The 16153-nt window shown below is 54.1% G+C and carries 11 protein-coding genes; 5 read left to right on the top strand and 6 right to left on the bottom strand.

Translation table 11 applies throughout. The features are described 5' to 3' along the window. The gene (locus ACVB80_RS05225) at nt 1-2091 is read right to left on the bottom strand and encodes a cache domain-containing protein (RefSeq protein WP_481080213.1); all 2091 of its coding nucleotides are present in this window, start codon (nt 2089-2091) and stop codon (nt 1-3) included. 244 nt (nt 2092-2335) lie between these two features. Here ACVB80_RS05225 and ACVB80_RS05220 point away from each other — a divergent pair, with 244 nt between their 5' ends. Next, a complete protein-coding gene (locus ACVB80_RS05220) occupies nt 2336-3256 on the top strand; it encodes a TAXI family TRAP transporter solute-binding subunit (protein WP_481080212.1) in 921 nt (306 codons plus the stop codon). A gap of 39 nt (nt 3257-3295) precedes the next feature. On the opposite strand, the gene ACVB80_RS05215 is transcribed toward ACVB80_RS05220, so the two are convergent. Genes ACVB80_RS05215 through imuA form a run of 3 tightly spaced genes read right to left on the bottom strand, consistent with a single transcriptional unit; the run spans nt 3296 to nt 8480 of the window. Next, nucleotides 3296-6367: an error-prone DNA polymerase gene (locus tag ACVB80_RS05215; RefSeq protein WP_481080211.1), complete on the bottom strand. Its 3072-nt coding sequence runs from the start codon at nt 6365-6367 to the stop codon at nt 3296-3298. 9 nt (nt 6368-6376) lie between these two features. After that, nucleotides 6377-7801: a Y-family DNA polymerase gene (locus ACVB80_RS05210; protein ID WP_481080210.1), complete on the bottom strand. Its 1425-nt coding sequence runs from the start codon at nt 7799-7801 to the stop codon at nt 6377-6379. 1 nt (nt 7802) lies between these two features. Further along, nucleotides 7803-8480, bottom strand: a complete 678-nt coding sequence (imuA, locus tag ACVB80_RS05205) for a translesion DNA synthesis-associated protein ImuA (protein WP_481080209.1) — start codon at nt 8478-8480, stop codon at nt 7803-7805. 270 nt (nt 8481-8750) lie between these two features. Between imuA and ACVB80_RS05200 the strand changes: the two genes are divergently transcribed. Both ACVB80_RS05200 and ACVB80_RS05195 read left to right on the top strand, forming a co-directional pair. Then, nucleotides 8751-9428 (top strand): response regulator transcription factor, encoded by a 678-nt coding sequence (locus tag ACVB80_RS05200; RefSeq protein ID WP_481080208.1) that lies wholly within the window; start codon nt 8751-8753, stop codon nt 9426-9428. Next, the gene (locus ACVB80_RS05195) at nt 9412-10719 is read left to right on the top strand and encodes a sensor histidine kinase (RefSeq protein WP_481080207.1); all 1308 of its coding nucleotides are present in this window, start codon (nt 9412-9414) and stop codon (nt 10717-10719) included. The genes ACVB80_RS05200 and ACVB80_RS05195 overlap by 17 nt, the downstream gene beginning before the upstream one ends. On the opposite strand, the gene ACVB80_RS05190 is transcribed toward ACVB80_RS05195, so the two are convergent. Then, a complete protein-coding gene (locus tag ACVB80_RS05190) occupies nt 10716-11708 on the bottom strand; it encodes a chemotaxis protein CheW (protein ID WP_481080206.1) in 993 nt (330 codons plus the stop codon). The two genes, ACVB80_RS05195 and ACVB80_RS05190, sit on opposite strands and share 4 nt — an antisense overlap. 47 nt (nt 11709-11755) lie before the next feature. Next, the gene (locus tag ACVB80_RS05185; protein WP_481080205.1) at nt 11756-13756 is read right to left on the bottom strand and encodes a putative bifunctional diguanylate cyclase/phosphodiesterase; all 2001 of its coding nucleotides are present in this window, start codon (nt 13754-13756) and stop codon (nt 11756-11758) included. Between the two features lie 355 nt (nt 13757-14111). On the opposite strand from ACVB80_RS05185, the gene ACVB80_RS05180 reads away from it, so the two are divergent. Further along, nucleotides 14112-14531 carry a CBS domain-containing protein gene (locus ACVB80_RS05180; protein WP_481080204.1) on the top strand — a complete coding sequence of 140 codons (420 nt, stop codon included), beginning with the start codon at nt 14112-14114 and terminating at the stop codon, nt 14529-14531. Between the two features lie 69 nt (nt 14532-14600). Next, nucleotides 14601-16070, top strand: a complete 1470-nt coding sequence (locus ACVB80_RS05175; protein ID WP_481080203.1) for an MATE family efflux transporter — start codon at nt 14601-14603, stop codon at nt 16068-16070. Nucleotides 16071-16153 lie beyond the last annotated feature (83 nt).

Below are 16153 nucleotides of genomic sequence, written 5' to 3'. Positions count from 1 at the left end.
TTATCCGTTAACTGTCTGGCGCTGAAGGATCGAGCCGGGCAGGCGCAGTCTTAAGTGGAATCCTTCGTACTCGCTTATCCATTCCAGCTCTCCGTCGAGTTTTTGGGTGATCAGGTTGTAAATATAGTGCATACCAAGGCCGGAATTACCTGCGATACGGTTGGTGGTCACGAAGGGATCAAACAGTTTGTGTCCAACCTCTTCGCTTACACCGGTGCCGTCGTCCACGTAGTCGAGAATCAGTTCATTATCCTCCATGCGACTGCTGACAGTAATGGTGTGCGCCCCCGGGTCTTCCAGCGCGAACCCGTGGGTGATGGAGTTGTTCATCAGCTCGGTGAAAATGGTGGTAAACACCTGAGGATATGAGTTCAGTGTCATTTCCGGGTCTACCTGAATATCAATACTGACGTTATCCGGTTTGTTGTAGAGGAAGTGACTGAGATCGTCCAGCATGCCAGCCAGTAAGAAGTCAGACTGTGCGCCATAATCCCCATCAATAGAGATAAGTTTGAACTTGCTGATCAGCTCGGTGATCCGGTTGAGGTTTTTGTTGATGTAGTCCAGGCTTTCGCCGGTATTTTGCAGGTAGTTTTCCAGGGTTTCTTTACGCAGCTGACCCTGTTGCACTTTTACCGCCAGGTCGTGTGTCTGCTCGTTGACATATGAGGTGATGGTCAGGCTGCTGCCCAGTGGTGTATTGATTTCATGAGCGACGCCGGAGACCAGGTTCCCCATTGAGGCCATTTTTTCGCTTTCGATCAGTTTGTCCTGCATTTCGGTCAGGCGTTCCATCGATTCCTGCAGGGCGCGGGTACGCTCTTCCACCCGCTGTTCAAGGTGGGTGTTGAACTCTTCCAGCTCCTGGTTGAGCTCTTTCTGGCGTTCCTGGGCTTCTTTGCGTTCTTCAATTTCGCGCAGCAGGGCATCGCTGGATTTTTCAAGTTCATCCATAAAGTGGTTGAAGAAGTGAGTCAGTTTGCCCAGTTCATCATTGCTGCTGACCGGATCTTCGATACGGGTCGAGTAATCTTTCCCGGCCGCTTTCTTGACCGATGTCATCACCCGCCTGAGCGGATGAACAATGGAAGAGCTCAGCATCAGGGTAGCCGGGATAACCACCAGCAGTGAAGCGGCCAGGATCCCCTGGCTTATCCGGGTCAGCTGGGTGAGTGGTTTATAGAGCTCATCGGTATAGGTGGAGGAGACGATGTACCAGTCAAATTCTTCCATGTGAGCAAAAAAGGCCATCTTTTCCCGGTAGTCCGGCTCCTGGGGGTTACGCCAGGTGTAAAAAATAATGCCGTTTTTACGTTCCAGCATGTCCTTGACGAACTCGTAGCCATTGGAGTCGGTGACGTTGTAGAAATTCCCGCTCAGAAACGGGTGAACAATGAAGTCTCCTTTATCGTCGATGATATAGGTATATCCGCTTTCGCCAAACTTAAGGTCGGAAACTGACTCATCAAAGTCTTTGACATTGAGCAGTTGCAGAAACTCTTCCCGGTAGGAGGAAGAAGAGATGATCCAGTCCCATGGCTCAAAATAGACCATATCCAGTGCTTTTGGGCGTTCGGATTCTTCCCCCGGGTTTTTCCAGTCATATTCTATGTAACCCTGCTTTTGGCGGATCTGCTGTTGAATAAAGTCGTATTTGGCGAGGCTGACGTTAATCAGCGCCTGCTTGGGGTGAACCTGGATGATGCCTTTTGAATCGACCACATAAGGGTAGCCGCTGTCGCCGATGGTTTGCTGCACCAGGGCATCAAAAGCTTTTTGTTTGGCTTCTTCTTCGCTGAGCTCACCACGCTGGTATGCCTGATAGGCTTTTTCGACGATTTGATAGTTCACCCGTGAGTAGGCATTTAAGTGGTTTCGGATGGTAATGTCGGCGGTGCTTTTGATTTGGTTAACGATGGCATCGGTGGTTCGGGTCAGGTCACTTTCTACGCTCTGGACGATCAGGGAGCGGACCATGATATAGAGGGAGAAGCCACCCACGGTGAGTACCGCAACAAACAGCATCAGATACCCAAACATCAGACGATGGTGGATTTTGAGTTTTCTCAGCAGGTGCTCAATCATATTCATAAGGCAACCCCCGTGCGCATGCATTAAGTATAGTGTTATTTTTCAAAATGCTATCTGTTATTGGTGGCTGCAGATCCCGGTGTTTTTATGGCTGATTACGGGGGAGTTATCAATTCTTTTATCACCAACTACTTAAGTTGTCACAAGCGCTTTTCAGCAGCTATCTTTTAATCAGGGTTTTAGTGTTGTGGACAGGGTAATGACAGGTATCAGGGGTTGTGCCGCTTGGTTTTGGGTGCTGGTGATGAGCTTTTCTGCGCTGGCCGGGGAACAGACGCTGCGGATTGGAACCGGGTCTGAGAACGGGGTTTATTATCCGGTCGGCCAGGCGATCTGCCGTACGGTAGCCCGGTATCAGGTCTGGGGCGAACAAGGCTGTGTGGCGGAGACCTCGAAAGGGTCCGTCGCTAATATTGAAGCGCTGCGCAGCGGTGAAAAGCAGTTTGCTATCGTGCAGGCGGACTGGCAGTACTTCGCTTTTATTGCCGCTCATGAGTTCAACGACATCAGCCCGTTTCTCGACCTGAGGGCGGTGTTTTCCCTGCATGCTGAGCCGTTTACCGTGATCGCCCGTCGTGACAGCGGCATTCGTCATTTCTCTCAGTTGCCGGGAAAGCGGGTCAACATCGGTAATCCGGGCTCAGGCCAGCGGGCAACCATGGAAGTGGTGATGCAGGCCATGGGCTGGGATAAGTCCACTTTTTCCGGGGCGTCAGAGCTGGATGCAAAGGGGCAGATCCGCGCGCTGTGTAATGGGGAGATTGATGCCATGGTTTATACTGTTGGTCACCCCAGCGAAGCAATCAGGTCTGCTACTATGGACTGCGATACGGTCGTGGTGGAAGTCAGCGGGGATGAAATTAATGCTCTGATCCGTATGCATAACTTCTACCGTCCGGATGTAGTACCCGGCGGGATTTACCGCGGGAATCCGCAGGACGTGAAGACTTTTGCGGTAGGAGCAACGCTGGTGACATCTGCCGCTGTGGATTCCGATACGGTTTACCGGCTGGTTGAGTCGGTTTTCAGCCGCTTCTCGGCGTTTAAACGTCTTCACCCTGTGTTTGCGCCGCTCAGCGCGGAAAGTATGGCCCGGCAGGGGATTTTTGTGCCCCTGCATCCCGGGGCTCAGAAGTATTTTCGTGAGACCGGGCTTGAGCGTTAAGAGTGTCTGTTACAGGAAAACCAGTTATCAGACAGTCTGTTAATGAAAGTCGCGTGATTTGTTGTTGAGTGCTGCCAGGTGGCCGGAAAGGTCGGTCAGCTTGCCGGCGATCACGTGAATGACCTCTCCCTCTTTTTCCATAATGCCGCTGACTTTAAGTATTTTTGCAGTCAGGTAGGCCTGTTTCTGCGCCCGGGCGGTACAGCCCCAGACCACGACATTGATGTTGCCGGTATCGTCTTCCAGGGTAAAAAAGGTGACCCCGGCTGCGGTACCGGGTGACTGCCTGCCGGTGACGACACCGGCGACATGCACCAGGGATTTATGTTCCAGCCCGGCCAGGTCCCGCTGGCGGGTAAAACGCCCCAGTACGCCGCTTTCATCCAGCAGGGTGATGGGGTGTTTGCCCAGTGACAGTCCGGTTGCGGCGTAATCTTCAACCAGTTGTGCCAGTTCATCGGGTTTGTGCTCAAAGCCGGTATCCGGCTCGGACAGGCCGCGAAACAGCGGCAGATCGTCCAGATTATCCATCAGCTGCCAGCGGGCAGAGAAACGGTCTCCGGCAAAGGCTTTAAGGGCATCAGCCGAGGCCAGTGCGGCCAGATCTTTGCGATTCAGTCCCGCCTGGCGTAACTGGCTCTGATGCTGGTAGCCTTCTGCCGGGCGTTTGGTGACCAGTTTTGCAGCCCCTTCCTGGCTGAGTCCTTTAACCAGCCGCAGTCCGAGCCGGATTGCCAGCTTGCCGTTACCGGGAACCAACTGGTGGTCGGTGCCGGAGTGGTTGGCACATACTGGCAGGACGGTGACACCGTGACGGCGGGCGTCCTGAATGAGCTGAGAAGGGCTGTAAAACCCCATGGGCTGGCTGTTGAGCAGGGCCACGTAAAAGGCGTGCGGATAGTAATACTTAAGCCAGGCGGAAGCGTAAGCCAGTACGGCGAACGAAGCGGAATGGCTTTCGGGAAAACCGTACTCACCAAAGCCGCAGATCTGATCAAAGATCCGCTCAGCAAAGGCGACCTCGTAGCCGCGTTTTTGCATCCCGGAGATGAGTTTGGTTTTAAACTGCATCAGCTGGCCGGATTTTTTCCATGATGCCATGGCCCGGCGGAGCTGGTCGGCTTCCCCCCCGGTAAAACCGGCGGCCACCATGGCGAGCTTGATTACCTGTTCCTGAAAAATCGGTACTCCCAGGGTGCGCTTGAGCACGGCTTCGACTTCCGGGGAGGGGTAGCTTTCGGCTTCCTCTCCGTGGCGGCGCTTCAGAAACGGGTGCACCATATCGCCCTGAATCGGTCCGGGGCGGACGATGGCTATCTGGATTACCAGGTCGTAATAGCAGGCCGGGCGCAGGCGTGGCAGCATGCTCATCTGGGCCCGCGATTCTATCTGGAACACCCCGATACTGTCGGCCCGCTGCAGCATACCGTAAACCCCCGGGTCATCCTGCATCCGGGTCAGGTCTGCAATCGAAAGGCGACGCTGGTGGTGCTTTTCCAGCAGGTCAAAGCACTTGCGCAGCGCGCTCAGCATACCCAGCGCCAGTACATCCACTTTCATCAGGCCGAGGCTTTCCAGGTCGTCTTTATCCCACTGGATCACGGTGCGGTCAGGCATGGCGGCGTTTTCCACCGGCACCAGTTCATAGAGAGGGCCGGAGGCGATCACAAAGCCGCCCACGTGCTGGGAGAGGTGGCGGGGGAACCCGATCAGCTCGTTGACCAGAGCGATAAACTGGCTGCCGGTAGCCGAGGCCGGGTCGAGCCCCAGGCTGGCTATCTGAGCCTGCCAGTTGAGGCCGCTGTCGCGGCGGTGGATGTTTTTAATAAAGTAATCCAGCTGGGTATCATGGATCCCCAGCGCTTTCCCCACGTCGCGTACGGCACTTTTGAACCGGTAGCTGATCACGGTTGCCGCCAGTGCGGCGCGTTCACGGCCGTATTTCTGGTACAGGTACTGGATCACTTCTTCGCGGCGTTCGTGCTCAAAATCGACGTCGATATCCGGCGGTTCATTGCGCTCTTTACTGATAAAGCGCTCGAACAGAACCGAGATCTGGCGTGGATCAACAGAGGTGATCCCCAGGCAGTAACAGACCACCGAGTTGGCTGCAGAGCCGCGTCCCTGATAGAGGATCCCGCTGCGTCTGGCAAACATCACCAGGTCGTGGATGGTGAGGAAATAAAAGGGATATTCCAGCTCTTCAATGAGGTCGAGCTCTTTGTCTATGGTGGCCTGTACCTCTGCCGGAACGCCGCCGGGAAAGCGCTGCGCACTGCCCTGCAGGACTTGATGACGCAGGTAGCCCATCGCGGTGAAGCCGTCCGGTACCAGTTCGCTGGGGTACTCGTAGCGGAGTTCATCCAGGCTGAAACTGCAGCGGGCGGCGATGCGCACACTCTCTTCCAGCCATTCGGGGCGAAACAGCCGGGCCAGTTTCTCCCGGGAGCGGAGGCTGCGCTCTGTGTTAGCAAGCAGACGCTTACCGGCTTTATCCACCGTGGTGCCAAGTCTGACGGCACTCAGCACATGTTGCAGTGGCAGGCGGTTGGCATTATGCATCAGCACTCCACCACAGGCGGTGACGGGCATGGTGTACTGATCAGCCAGGGCGGCACAGTGGCTGATGTAGTCGTCTTCGCCTGGTTTGAGGTGACGCTGAACGCCAAGCCACAACCGGCCTGAAAAGTAGCGCCGCAGCCAGTCTGCCCAGTGATGATCGCGCACGTTACCCGATGGCACCCAGATGACCAGGCAGTGCTTAACCGACATCAGATCCCACTCAGAGAGCTGGTAACGGCCTTTCTCTTCCCGCCGCCGGGCGTTGGTGATCACCCGGCACAGCTCGGCCCAGGCCTGGCGGTTGGGGCAAAGCAGGAGGAGCTCCAGCTCGTTGCCCAGCCGGAAAAGGCTGCCGGTGATAAGTTTTAGCCCCAGCTTGTGGTCCCGGATAGCGGTGTGAGCACGTACTATCCCGGCAACCGAACATTCATCGGTGATAGCGAGAGCCTGATAGCGTAAAAAATCTGCCTGAAGGGCCAGCTCTTCCGCGTGGGAAGCCCCTTCTGCAAATGAGAAATTGCTCTGACAAAACAGCTCGGCGTACTGCATATTCACCTCTTAACAGAACATGCCATGGACAAACCAGGTCATGGCCGGGGTGCGGTAAACCCACAGCCACTGTCCCTGAGTATTGCGGGCGATAAAGTAATCCCGGGTGACCTGATGTTCATCCCACCAGCCGGTTGCGATGCGCTCTGGGCCCCGCAGCAGGGTGACTTTCTCTTTCAGGGGCCGGGGCACCGGCAGCAGCAGGCCCGGGCGCAGCGGCAGCTTCTGCGGGCCAGGCTCTTGTGATGTCCGTTTTTGTGGCGCACTAAGCGGCGGGGTGACCAGGCTGGCAAATTCCGGCCTGGGATCATCACCCAGCGCAATACCACGTACCGCCTGATCGCCCAGTTTGGCCTGAAGCAGGGCAACCAGCCCGGCTGCGGGCATGGCGCCCTGACTGCGATCGAACAGATCCTGGCATTCTCCCTGTTGTCCGGTCAGCTGTCCGGCGCTGAGTGTTATATGGATCACCGGCGCACTGAGGCGCACGGATTCAAATTTGAGCTGAGCCAGCTGCCACCACTTTTCTGCCTGATATTCACCCAGTCCGGAGGCCAGTGGGACTGGCACGCTTTCATCGTTTCTCAGTCTGAGCTCCAGCAGCAGATCAAGCGCCAGCAGATCCCGGTGACGCAGCCAGAGCTCCAGCTGGCCGAGCAGGCGCAGCAGAGGCTTTTCCAGGTTTTGCAGATTCTTCAGTTCATAGAGCAGATCCATTTCGCGCTGAAACTGCTGGGGTGGGTGGAAAAAGTCCACCGGGGTATGGAACTGGCCGCTGAGGCGACCAAGCCAGGTGACCAGCTGACTGTCAAAGCGCTTGGCAAGCTGGGACCAGGGCAGCTTTATCAGCCCGCCCAGTTCACGTATGCCAACCCGTTCCAGGGATTCAATGGTTTTGGGGGCAAGATCGGTGGCCCGCAGTGGAAAATCCGCCAGATGACGGTTGAGTTGCTTCGGGTCGGTCAGGCAGCGGTCCATGCCATTTCTTGCCAGAAGACGGGCAGCCAGTGGCGAGCAGGCGGTGGCGTAGTGAAAACGGTAGCCAAGCTCTTCAAGCTGACAGCGGATCGTTTGCCAGTAGTTCTCCAGGCTGGCGTAGAGAGTCAGCATATCGCTGACTTTGAGCAGCAGACCATCGGGCTCAAAGCGCACCATATCGGAGGTGACGCTGTAGAGCTGCTGGGCAATCTCAGTAATTTTTCCCTGACTGTGTTCTTCCCGGGCGGGATGTACCTGCAGGGCGGCACACAGGGACGCAGCAGTGGCGATCCCCATGCCGGGTTTGATGCCTGCCTGACGGGCGCAGTGGCTGGCCTGCAGGATTTGGTGGCTGCGCTCATCAACGATGACTACAGCCTGGGTTTGCTGCTCTTCAGAAGAGCAGAGACTGTCGAGCTGCAGGCTCGGAAAGTGAAGGTAAAGCCAGAGTGTCATATCAGCCCCGTTTGCGCTGCGGGAAAGGGATAACCTGATGCGTCTGCGGTGCCTGGCACAGCGCTGGCCAGTGCCCGGCGAAGCTGATATGGAAACGACCTGGTGTCCAGCCACCTTTGCGCTTGTTGATGGTGCACTCCAGCCCCTGTGGGTGAGGCTGAAGATGCAGACTCAGGCTGACAGGCAGGGGCAGGCCGTCCGTCACCGGGCGACGGAAGATGAACTGGCTGCACTGACCGGCTTCACAGGCCAGTTGCAGCCGCCGGGCCTGATGAACGGACAGGGCTTCCTGCCACAGCAGAACATGGGCACAGGCCCCGCTTCTGGCACACTGTTCGGCGGTCCAGAGCACTTCTTTTTCATTTTTGGGCCGGATCAGCAGTATCTGGCCCGGGGAGAGGCCGTGGCCTGCAAGAAATTCCGCGCAGATCTGCCCGGGCGGGGCGATAAAGACGCTCAGCTTTTGTTGCGGGCTCTGACTCAGCAGAGGCTGGAGCAGGCGCAGTTCTCCGATCCCCGGTGATGACTGAATTTCAGTCAGCCCCTGGCGGGGAAAGCCGCCGCTGAGTTTTTCATCCAGCTCCGGGTAACCGCTTGGCTGCAGATCGGGCTGTTGTTGCTGCTGGTTGGCGCGCCACAGCCATTGCTTGCGCTCCAGGTGAGAGATCAGTTCATGCATAATAAAATACCTGTATACATATACAGTATAATTTGCCGTTTGTGATCTGCAAGTGATTTGTGACCTGGCGGGAGAGAGTGGGGATAAAAAGATCGGATTAATAAAAATTAATCTTAAGGCCAGCAGATGTTTAGCGGGATGTTGCTAGGCTGAATTTACTCACGGAGTCCCCCCTAACCGTGATATGGCTCGTCGAAAGGCGAGCCTGTTTTTCATTTCCGGGCGGGATTTCATATCATCAGGACTGGGATTTATAAAAGGACGTCAGCGATGAAAATACTGGTGATTGAGGATGATCATACTACCCGGGATTTTGTGGCCAAAGGGCTGCGGGAACACGGTTATGTGGTTGATGAAGCCGAAGATGGTCAGCAGGGGCTGATGATGGCAGTCAGTTGTGAGTATCAGCTTATTGTCCTGGATCGTATGTTACCGGGCCTGGATGGGATGAAGGTGCTGGCTGCGCTGCGGGCCACGGAGATCCCGGCGCCGGTGCTGATTTTGTCGGCGATGGACAGCGTGGAAGACAGGGTAGACGGGCTGCAGGCGGGCAGCGATGACTATCTGACCAAACCATTTGCCCTGGCTGAACTGGTGGCCCGCTGTGAAATTATCATGCGCCGCCATCACGCCGGTGCGAAGGTGGTGAGCAATGTGCTTTCCTATCACGGACTGGAGCTGGATCTTAAAGCTCACCGGATCACCTGTCACGGCCGGGAGCTGGTATTGCAGCCTAAGGAGTTTCAGCTGTTGCAGTATTTTCTGGAGAACAGCGAGCAGGTGATTTCCCGGATGCGGTTGTTTGAGTCGATATGGAATTATCATTTTGACCCCAAAACCAATGTGATTGATGTGCATATCGCTAACCTGCGTAAAAAGCTCGATGAAGTGGGGGGCGAAAACCTTTTGCATACGGTCAGGGGAGCCGGGTATGTACTTCGTTGCTGAGTATGATCTCTCCCGCTCATCGGTATTTAAGGTGCTGGCCGGACTGGTGGTCAGCATTACCATGTTATATGCGCTGTTCAGCCATCAGGTGCTGGTGAGCTCGGAGTCTTTTCACCGTAATCAGCTGACCAGGCAGTTGCAGGATGAAATCCGTGAGTTTGATGATGCCTCCCTGCGCGGGTCTGCGGCAGTAGACAGGCTGCTTTTACGAAAGCAGCAGGGCGAGTCCCCTTTTACTTATCAGGTGACTCTTTCCCCGGAGCCTCCCCGTCACAGTTATCCGGCTGCAGGGCCGGAGAGTATGCCTCCTCATTTTCGGCTAGAAGATGGTCGTTTGATTGAAATAGGGATCAAGCCGGACCTGCTGCAGGCTTATCGTGCCAGTGTGGTTCCCATGATCCTGACCGGGGTCGCACTGCCCATTTCCCTGATGTTTGCCGGAACGGCGGTGTTTGCGATTGTGATTCTGCGTAAGCTGCAGCGGGTGAATCAGGCCATGAACCGGTTTTTATGCGGGGAGAAGGGGGTCAAGATCCCGGTGTCTGCCAACGATGATGAGTTCGATATTCTGGCTATTCATATCAACTTTATGATTGAGCAAATGGAAAAGAACGAAGAGACGCTCAAGTCTCTTTCGGTCGGGATTGCCCATGATATGCGTACGCCCATGTCACGGCTGAAACTCCGGCTTGAAGAGGTGCTGGCCAAAGATACGCTGGGGGAAGCGGAATATGAGCAGGTGGCCGCCTGCCAGGAGGAGCTGGAGCTGATGCTGTCCCTGTTCAATTCCATGCTGGAGATCGCCAGGCTGAACAGTGGCCAGCAGCCGGTGGACAGTGGCACCGTGTGTATGTCTCAGGTGGCACAGGATGTGACCGAATTTCTTCAGCCAATAGCGGAGCAGAAACTGCAGTGGCTGAGCCTGCGTGAAGACCAGCCCTGCCGGGTGACCGGCGACCGCAGTCTGCTGTTTCGCGCCCTGTTTAACCTGGTGGAAAATGCAGTGAAATATACCCCGGAGCGCGGCAGGATAGAGGTGGTGGTGGATTCACTGGGGGTAGTGGTCGCTGACAGCGGGCCGGGTGTGGCGGATCAGGATAAAAAACACCTGTGCGAGCCTATGTTCCGCGCCGACAAAAGCCGTGCAAATCAGGGCAATGGTCTCGGGTTATCACTGGTGGACGCTATTATGCGCCGTCATAAGGCAGAGGTGCTGCTGAAAGATAATCAGCCGGGCAAAGAGAAGCCGGGCTTGCGGGCCCGGCTCTATTTTGGCGGTGAAAGCGGTTAAGCCGATGGCAGGTGCTCAAAAATGAATCCGTCTACCATGGTCACCATACGGCCGATTTCCGGTTTGGTAATGGTGTCGTTGGCGCCCAGCGCCAGGGCTTTAGCCCGGTTATCATCACTCATCAGGGACGAGAACATGACGATTGGAAGGGTGGCGTAAGTTTCGCTGTCTCTCAGGCGTTTGAGCAGGTGCATACCATCCATGCGCGGCATTTCCACATCGCTGACGAGCGCATCGACAAACTCCGTTATCGGTACGCCTTCTTCTTTTGCCAGACGCTCAAACTCGTTCAGTTTTTCCAGTGCCTCACCACCGTCTTTACAGGAGATGATGTTGTAACCGGCAGAGCGCAGGGTGTTTTCGATCAGGCTTCGGATAAAGGCTGAATCGTCCGCGACCATAATGGTTCTGGCCTGGCGCTTGGTGACCATCCGCTGGTTGAGATCCACGCTGCGGTCCATCTCGATATCGTATTTCTCCATACTCAATTCCGGGTTGATATCGGCGATGATCTTTTCGAAATCGAGGATCATGATCAGATTGCCGTCCATACGGACAACGGCGACCACACAATCGTTTTCACCCGCTTCAAGGAACTGGCTTGGAGACTCCACGTCTTCCCAGCTGATACGGTGAATGCGGCTGATACTGTCGATCAGGAAACCATTGGTCATGCGGTTAAAGTCGGTCACGATGACGAACTTATTGGAAATGTCTTTATCCGTCGGCACACCAAGCCAGCCCGCAAGGTCAACCAGCGGGGTCAGTTTCTCACGTGAAGAGAAGACACCGACCATGTGTGGCTGGGCGTTCGGGTAGTCTGTGGTTTCCGGTACCTGGATCACTTCCCGTACTTTTGCGACGTTGATGCCGTAGTAGCAGGTCTTGGTGCTGCCATCGGGCATCTTTTTGCGTAAGTGGAATTCAATGATTTCCAGCTCGTTGGTACCACTTTCGGTCAGGATATTACTTTGGGTTGAATCACTCATCTTTTTGTCGTTCTAAGTTGGGCTTGTTACTACAAGACTAGTTTATTTTACAGCTTATGATGAGCTGCTTTTTCCGGGTCATTGTGGTGCTGCATCTGCTCCAGCAGACGGTCTAAGGAAATGGCGTGGCTGTACAGGAAGCCCTGACCAACGCGGATCCCCAGCTTTCTCAGTGTTTCCTGCTCCCGTTCGGTCTCAATGCCCTCTGCGATGGCCTGCATGCCGAGAGTATTACACAGGAAGCTGATAACTTTGATGATTTGAACCGATTCATCACGTTTATCGAGATCCATCACAAACTTCCGGTCGATTTTCAGTTCGTCAAAACCGTAGCTGAGCAGGTATTCAAGCGAAGAAAAACCGGTTCCGAAATCATCCAGTGACAGCCTGACACCCAGGCTGCGAAGCTGCTCCAGCGTCTCGGATACCTGTTTGCCCTGCTTTACTTTAGTCAGCTCAGTCAGCTCCAGAACCAGTCTCGACAGAGGGAAGTTGTACTGCTCTGCCAGTTGCTGAAGCCGGACAATAAAGTGTTTTTGTCCCAGCGACTGGGGAGAGATGTTAACTGAAATCGTGAAATCTTTGGGCAGATCCGGGCTGTGCGGACGCCACTGCTCAAACACCTTTTCCAGTATCGCGAAGGTAAGCGGCTGAATAGCGCCGGTGTCTTCTGCTCGGGTGATGATCTCCCATGGCGACGACTGATCCGCTTCCTTAAGCCGCAGCAGAGACTCAACGCCGAAATAGTGGTTGTTGTTGAGGTGGATCTGCGGCTGGTAATAAACGTGGAAATCCCGGCTGATCAGTAACTCTTCGATAACGCTGTCCAGGTAGATCTTATGCTTGAGCCCCTCTTCATAGCTGAGGTGGTAATCGGAATAATCAAGTTTACCTTCGCGGGCTTCAAGCAGGGCAATTTCGGCGCAGTGGATCAACAGCTCTGGCTCAGAGGCATCGAGCGGATGGCGTGCGATGCCGATGTTGGCGGCAAGGCCAATCTCTGCCATTGCGCTGCTGACGTTATCAAACAGTTTCTGCCCCTCAAGCGGCTCCCGTGACGGAAGGAAGACAAAGAAATCATCGCCACCCAGACGGCAGACAACCGCGTCTTCAGAATGGCTGCCAACCAGAGCCTGGCTGACTTTTTTCAGAATATTATCACCGTGCTTCTGGCCAAACTTCAGGTTGATGCTGGAGAAGTTGAGCACGTTGACCCGCATGATGGTGCCGTGAACGCCATTTTCATCCAGCACTTTTTCCATGTGCTCGATGAACGCCTGACGGTTAAGGTTGCCGGTGAGCGGATCTTTTTTTGCCAGGGTGCTGAGCAGTTCGTTGTTCTCGTTAATCGCTTCGATGTATTTCGCCGCATGCTTGGATGACAGGTTGTAAGCATCGACCAGGTCAGAGATTTCATCGCGTTCTGGCAGCTCCTGATCATGAATGGCAGGCAGGTGCTCGTAATCATCGCGGATAAAAGCGAACTGGGATGAGAGCGATTTGAGCCGGAAGGCGACGGTCTGATGGAAAGTGCTGCGTACGATGTACAACAGCGCCGTGGCGATAATAAAAATGGTGATCAGAAATGCGCTGGCTGAGAAAGCAAAAAACCGGTAGAGATAGTCCGGGTTTACGTAGGCTTCAATTTGGCCGACTTTCAGCCGTTCGCCTTCTGCTGTCATGTAGTAGAGCGGGAAGTTGTGGTCCCATTCACTCCAGATGAGCAGTTTTTTTGGCTTGGTCAGCTGATGAGTCTGGGCGAGCATCTCTCCTTCGGACCAGATAGAAAAGTGGCTGAAAAGCGGGTCACTGGTGAAGGTGGAGGTGATGGCGTCGAGCTGTTCAAAATCGAAGTTGTAGATAGCAGATGCAGTGGAAAGCTCAATGGAGTTAATGCGAGACAGCGCATTCTCTTTCATTTCACTGAGCGAGAGAAAGTAGCTGCCCACAGAGAGGGCAACGACGGCAGCAAAAGTGAGCAATAAAATTGGCAGTCTGACCCGTCTGGCGACTTTGCTCACAATGGAGACAAAGGGTTTAGTGGGCATTGTTGTACTGCTCCATGATACTCAGCAAGAGAGGTATCCTATTGATTGATTTATTTGTTGTTCTATCAAGTATAGCCACAATAAATTGAGAAACTCTATTTCTGCAATGGAAAAATGTGTGAGAAGAGCGGTTTTTTTTCACTGCCGGCGTTTTTGGGCGAAACATGTTGTGTATGAAGCTCAAAAAGGATGTGCCCGGCCGCTGACAGGTTTTGCCTTTCAATAAAATTGCTGATTCCGATTTAGTAAAAACAAGAAATTAGACGACACTTATTATAAGAAGATTACAAGCCATGCGCGCAGGCATGGAGAAAACAGGTGCAACCAGGCAAGGGAATGGTCTAAGGAGCAAGGTATGGAATCGATTAAAGTTAAAGATTATATGATACATAAGTCAGTCACCTTCACGAAAGATATGTCGCTGACCGCCGCGCTGGATAAAGTTATGACTTCTGAACATTTGGGCGGGCCGGTAATCAACGAGCGTAAAGAAGTGATTGGTTATCTTTCTGAGCAGGATCTGCTTGAGAAGCTGATTAAGGTCAGCTATTACTGTCAGGACTCTCACATCGTCGGGGACTGCATGAGTACTGAGGTGCTTTCAGTGAAACCGGAAATGTCGATTATTGAGCTGGCAGAGATGATCCGGCCAGGAAAACCTAAAGGTTATCCGGTTGTTGATGATCAGAATAAGTTCCTCGGTATTATCACCCGCACAGAAGTGCTGAAAGCGGTGGGAGCGAACTTAAAGGATTGCTTTAAACATCCGGTATAAGTCAGAATGGGAGATAAGAACCAGGGCGCCACAGTGGCGCCCTGATTATATGTGGCCAGGAGATAAGTAATGACCCAGCAGGCGAAGTTCGTTCAGGGCTCGACCATGAAACACATACTGACCATGTCTGGTGCCGGTTCGATAGGGTTGCTGGCGCTCTTTGTCGTTGACCTGGTCGATATGCTGTTTATCAGTATGCTGGGTCAGGTGGAGCTGGCGGCAGCGGTTGGCTTTGCCGGGACACTGCTGTTTTTTTCTACATCGGTTTCTATTGGTACCTCAATCGCTATGGGGGCGCTGGCCTCAAAATCGATTGGTGCGAAGCGGTTTGATGAAGCGAGGCGTAAGGCTTCGAATACCTTGGTACTGGCCTTTTCGATAAGCCTGGTCATAACCCTGGTAATGTGGGTCAATATCGAGCCTTTGCTGCGCGCAATCGGCGCTCAGGGTATGGCGCTGGAAAAAGCAACGGCCTACCTGCATATTTTGCTGCCAAGCAGTCCGATCCTGGCGCTGGGAATGGCCAGCGGTGCCGGTCTGCGTGCTGCCGGTGATGCAAAAAGGAGTATGTGGGCAACCCTGTCCGGCGGCATTGTGAATGCCATACTCGACCCCATCTTTATCTTCGGTTTTGGCTGGAATGTGGAAGGCGCGGCGGCAGCTTCTGTGGTGGCACGCCTGACCGTATTCTGGTTCTCTTTTATCCCTTTGCTTCGTGTTCATAAGCTGGTGGCGTGGCCGTCACTTTCAGCACTCAGGATCGATGCGCGGGCCATTATGGCGATTGCGGTCCCGGCAATTATCACCAATACCGCAACACCGGTTGGTAATGCCATCGTCACTGCCGGTATCGCTCAGTTTGGTGAAAACTTTGTGGCTGGTTTTGCCGTCATCGGCCGGGTGTCGCCGGTGGCATTTGCGGTTATTTTTGCTCTTTCCGGCTCGGTAGGGCCAATCATTGGCCAGAACTATGGTGCCGGGCGCATCGATCGGGTGAAAGAGACCCTGATGAACTCGATGTTGTTTGTGACGGTGTACTGTATTGCCGTTGCTGCGTTGCTTTACCTGCTGCAGGACAGTCTGATAAGTATGTTCGCACTGAACGGGGATGCGGCGGCGATGGTCAGTGCTTTCTGTACTTTTGTGGCGATTACTTTTGTGTTTAACGGCGCACTGTTTGTTGCCAACACCTCGTTTAACAACCTGGGTAAACCGGTTTATTCCACCGCACTTAACCTTGGCAAGGCCACACTTGGTACCCTGCCGTTTGTCTGGCTGGGAGCGCAGTGGTATGGCGCATTGGGGGTACTGTATGGTCAGGCGGTGGGCAGTATTTTGTTTGGGGTGTTGGGCATATTGGTACTTCGGTTGCATATTCAGGCAATGGTACGTGAGCATGAGCCGGAACCAGAGCAGATCGACCCGGCTACTACCAGTGTGAACATGACGCCGTTTTGTAACTGCGATCCGGTTCTGATGGAAGAAGTGACCAGCCACAAATCTGTGAGCCAAATAGCAACAAAATCAGAACTTAGCTAACCTAATAATTTGTTTGCATATTCCTTGATCTGGCACCAAACCTTTGCGGTGGTGCCTGCCTGATAATATCTCGTCTCAAATTT

This window comes from Vibrio sp. 9-16B-A1 (assembly GCF_056726165.1).
The sequence above is the reverse complement of the archived record's forward strand: the minus strand, read 5'-3'. Positions and strand labels throughout refer to the sequence as shown.

Bases quoted from the DNA above. Each gene is read 5' to 3' on its own strand.
- ACVB80_RS05200 (WP_481080208.1), top strand. From the start codon at position 8,751: ATGAAAATACTGGTGATTGAGGATGATCATACTACCCGGGATTTTGTG.
- ACVB80_RS05225 (WP_481080213.1), bottom strand. From the start codon at position 2,091: ATGAATATGATTGAGCACCTGCTGAGAAAACTCAAAATCCACCATCGT.
- ACVB80_RS05215 (WP_481080211.1), bottom strand. From the start codon at position 6,367: ATGCAGTACGCCGAGCTGTTTTGTCAGAGCAATTTCTCATTTGCAGAA.
- ACVB80_RS05175 (WP_481080203.1), top strand. From the start codon at position 14,601: ATGACCCAGCAGGCGAAGTTCGTTCAGGGCTCGACCATGAAACACATA.
- ACVB80_RS05210 (WP_481080210.1), bottom strand. From the start codon at position 7,801: ATGACACTCTGGCTTTACCTTCACTTTCCGAGCCTGCAGCTCGACAGT.
- ACVB80_RS05195 (WP_481080207.1), top strand. From the start codon at position 9,412: ATGTACTTCGTTGCTGAGTATGATCTCTCCCGCTCATCGGTATTTAAG.
- ACVB80_RS05190 (WP_481080206.1), bottom strand. From the start codon at position 11,708: ATGAGTGATTCAACCCAAAGTAATATCCTGACCGAAAGTGGTACCAAC.
- ACVB80_RS05180 (WP_481080204.1), top strand. From the start codon at position 14,112: ATGGAATCGATTAAAGTTAAAGATTATATGATACATAAGTCAGTCACC.
- ACVB80_RS05185 (WP_481080205.1), bottom strand. From the start codon at position 13,756: ATGCCCACTAAACCCTTTGTCTCCATTGTGAGCAAAGTCGCCAGACGG.
- ACVB80_RS05220 (WP_481080212.1), top strand. From the start codon at position 2,336: ATGAGCTTTTCTGCGCTGGCCGGGGAACAGACGCTGCGGATTGGAACC.
- imuA (WP_481080209.1), bottom strand. From the start codon at position 8,480: ATGCATGAACTGATCTCTCACCTGGAGCGCAAGCAATGGCTGTGGCGC.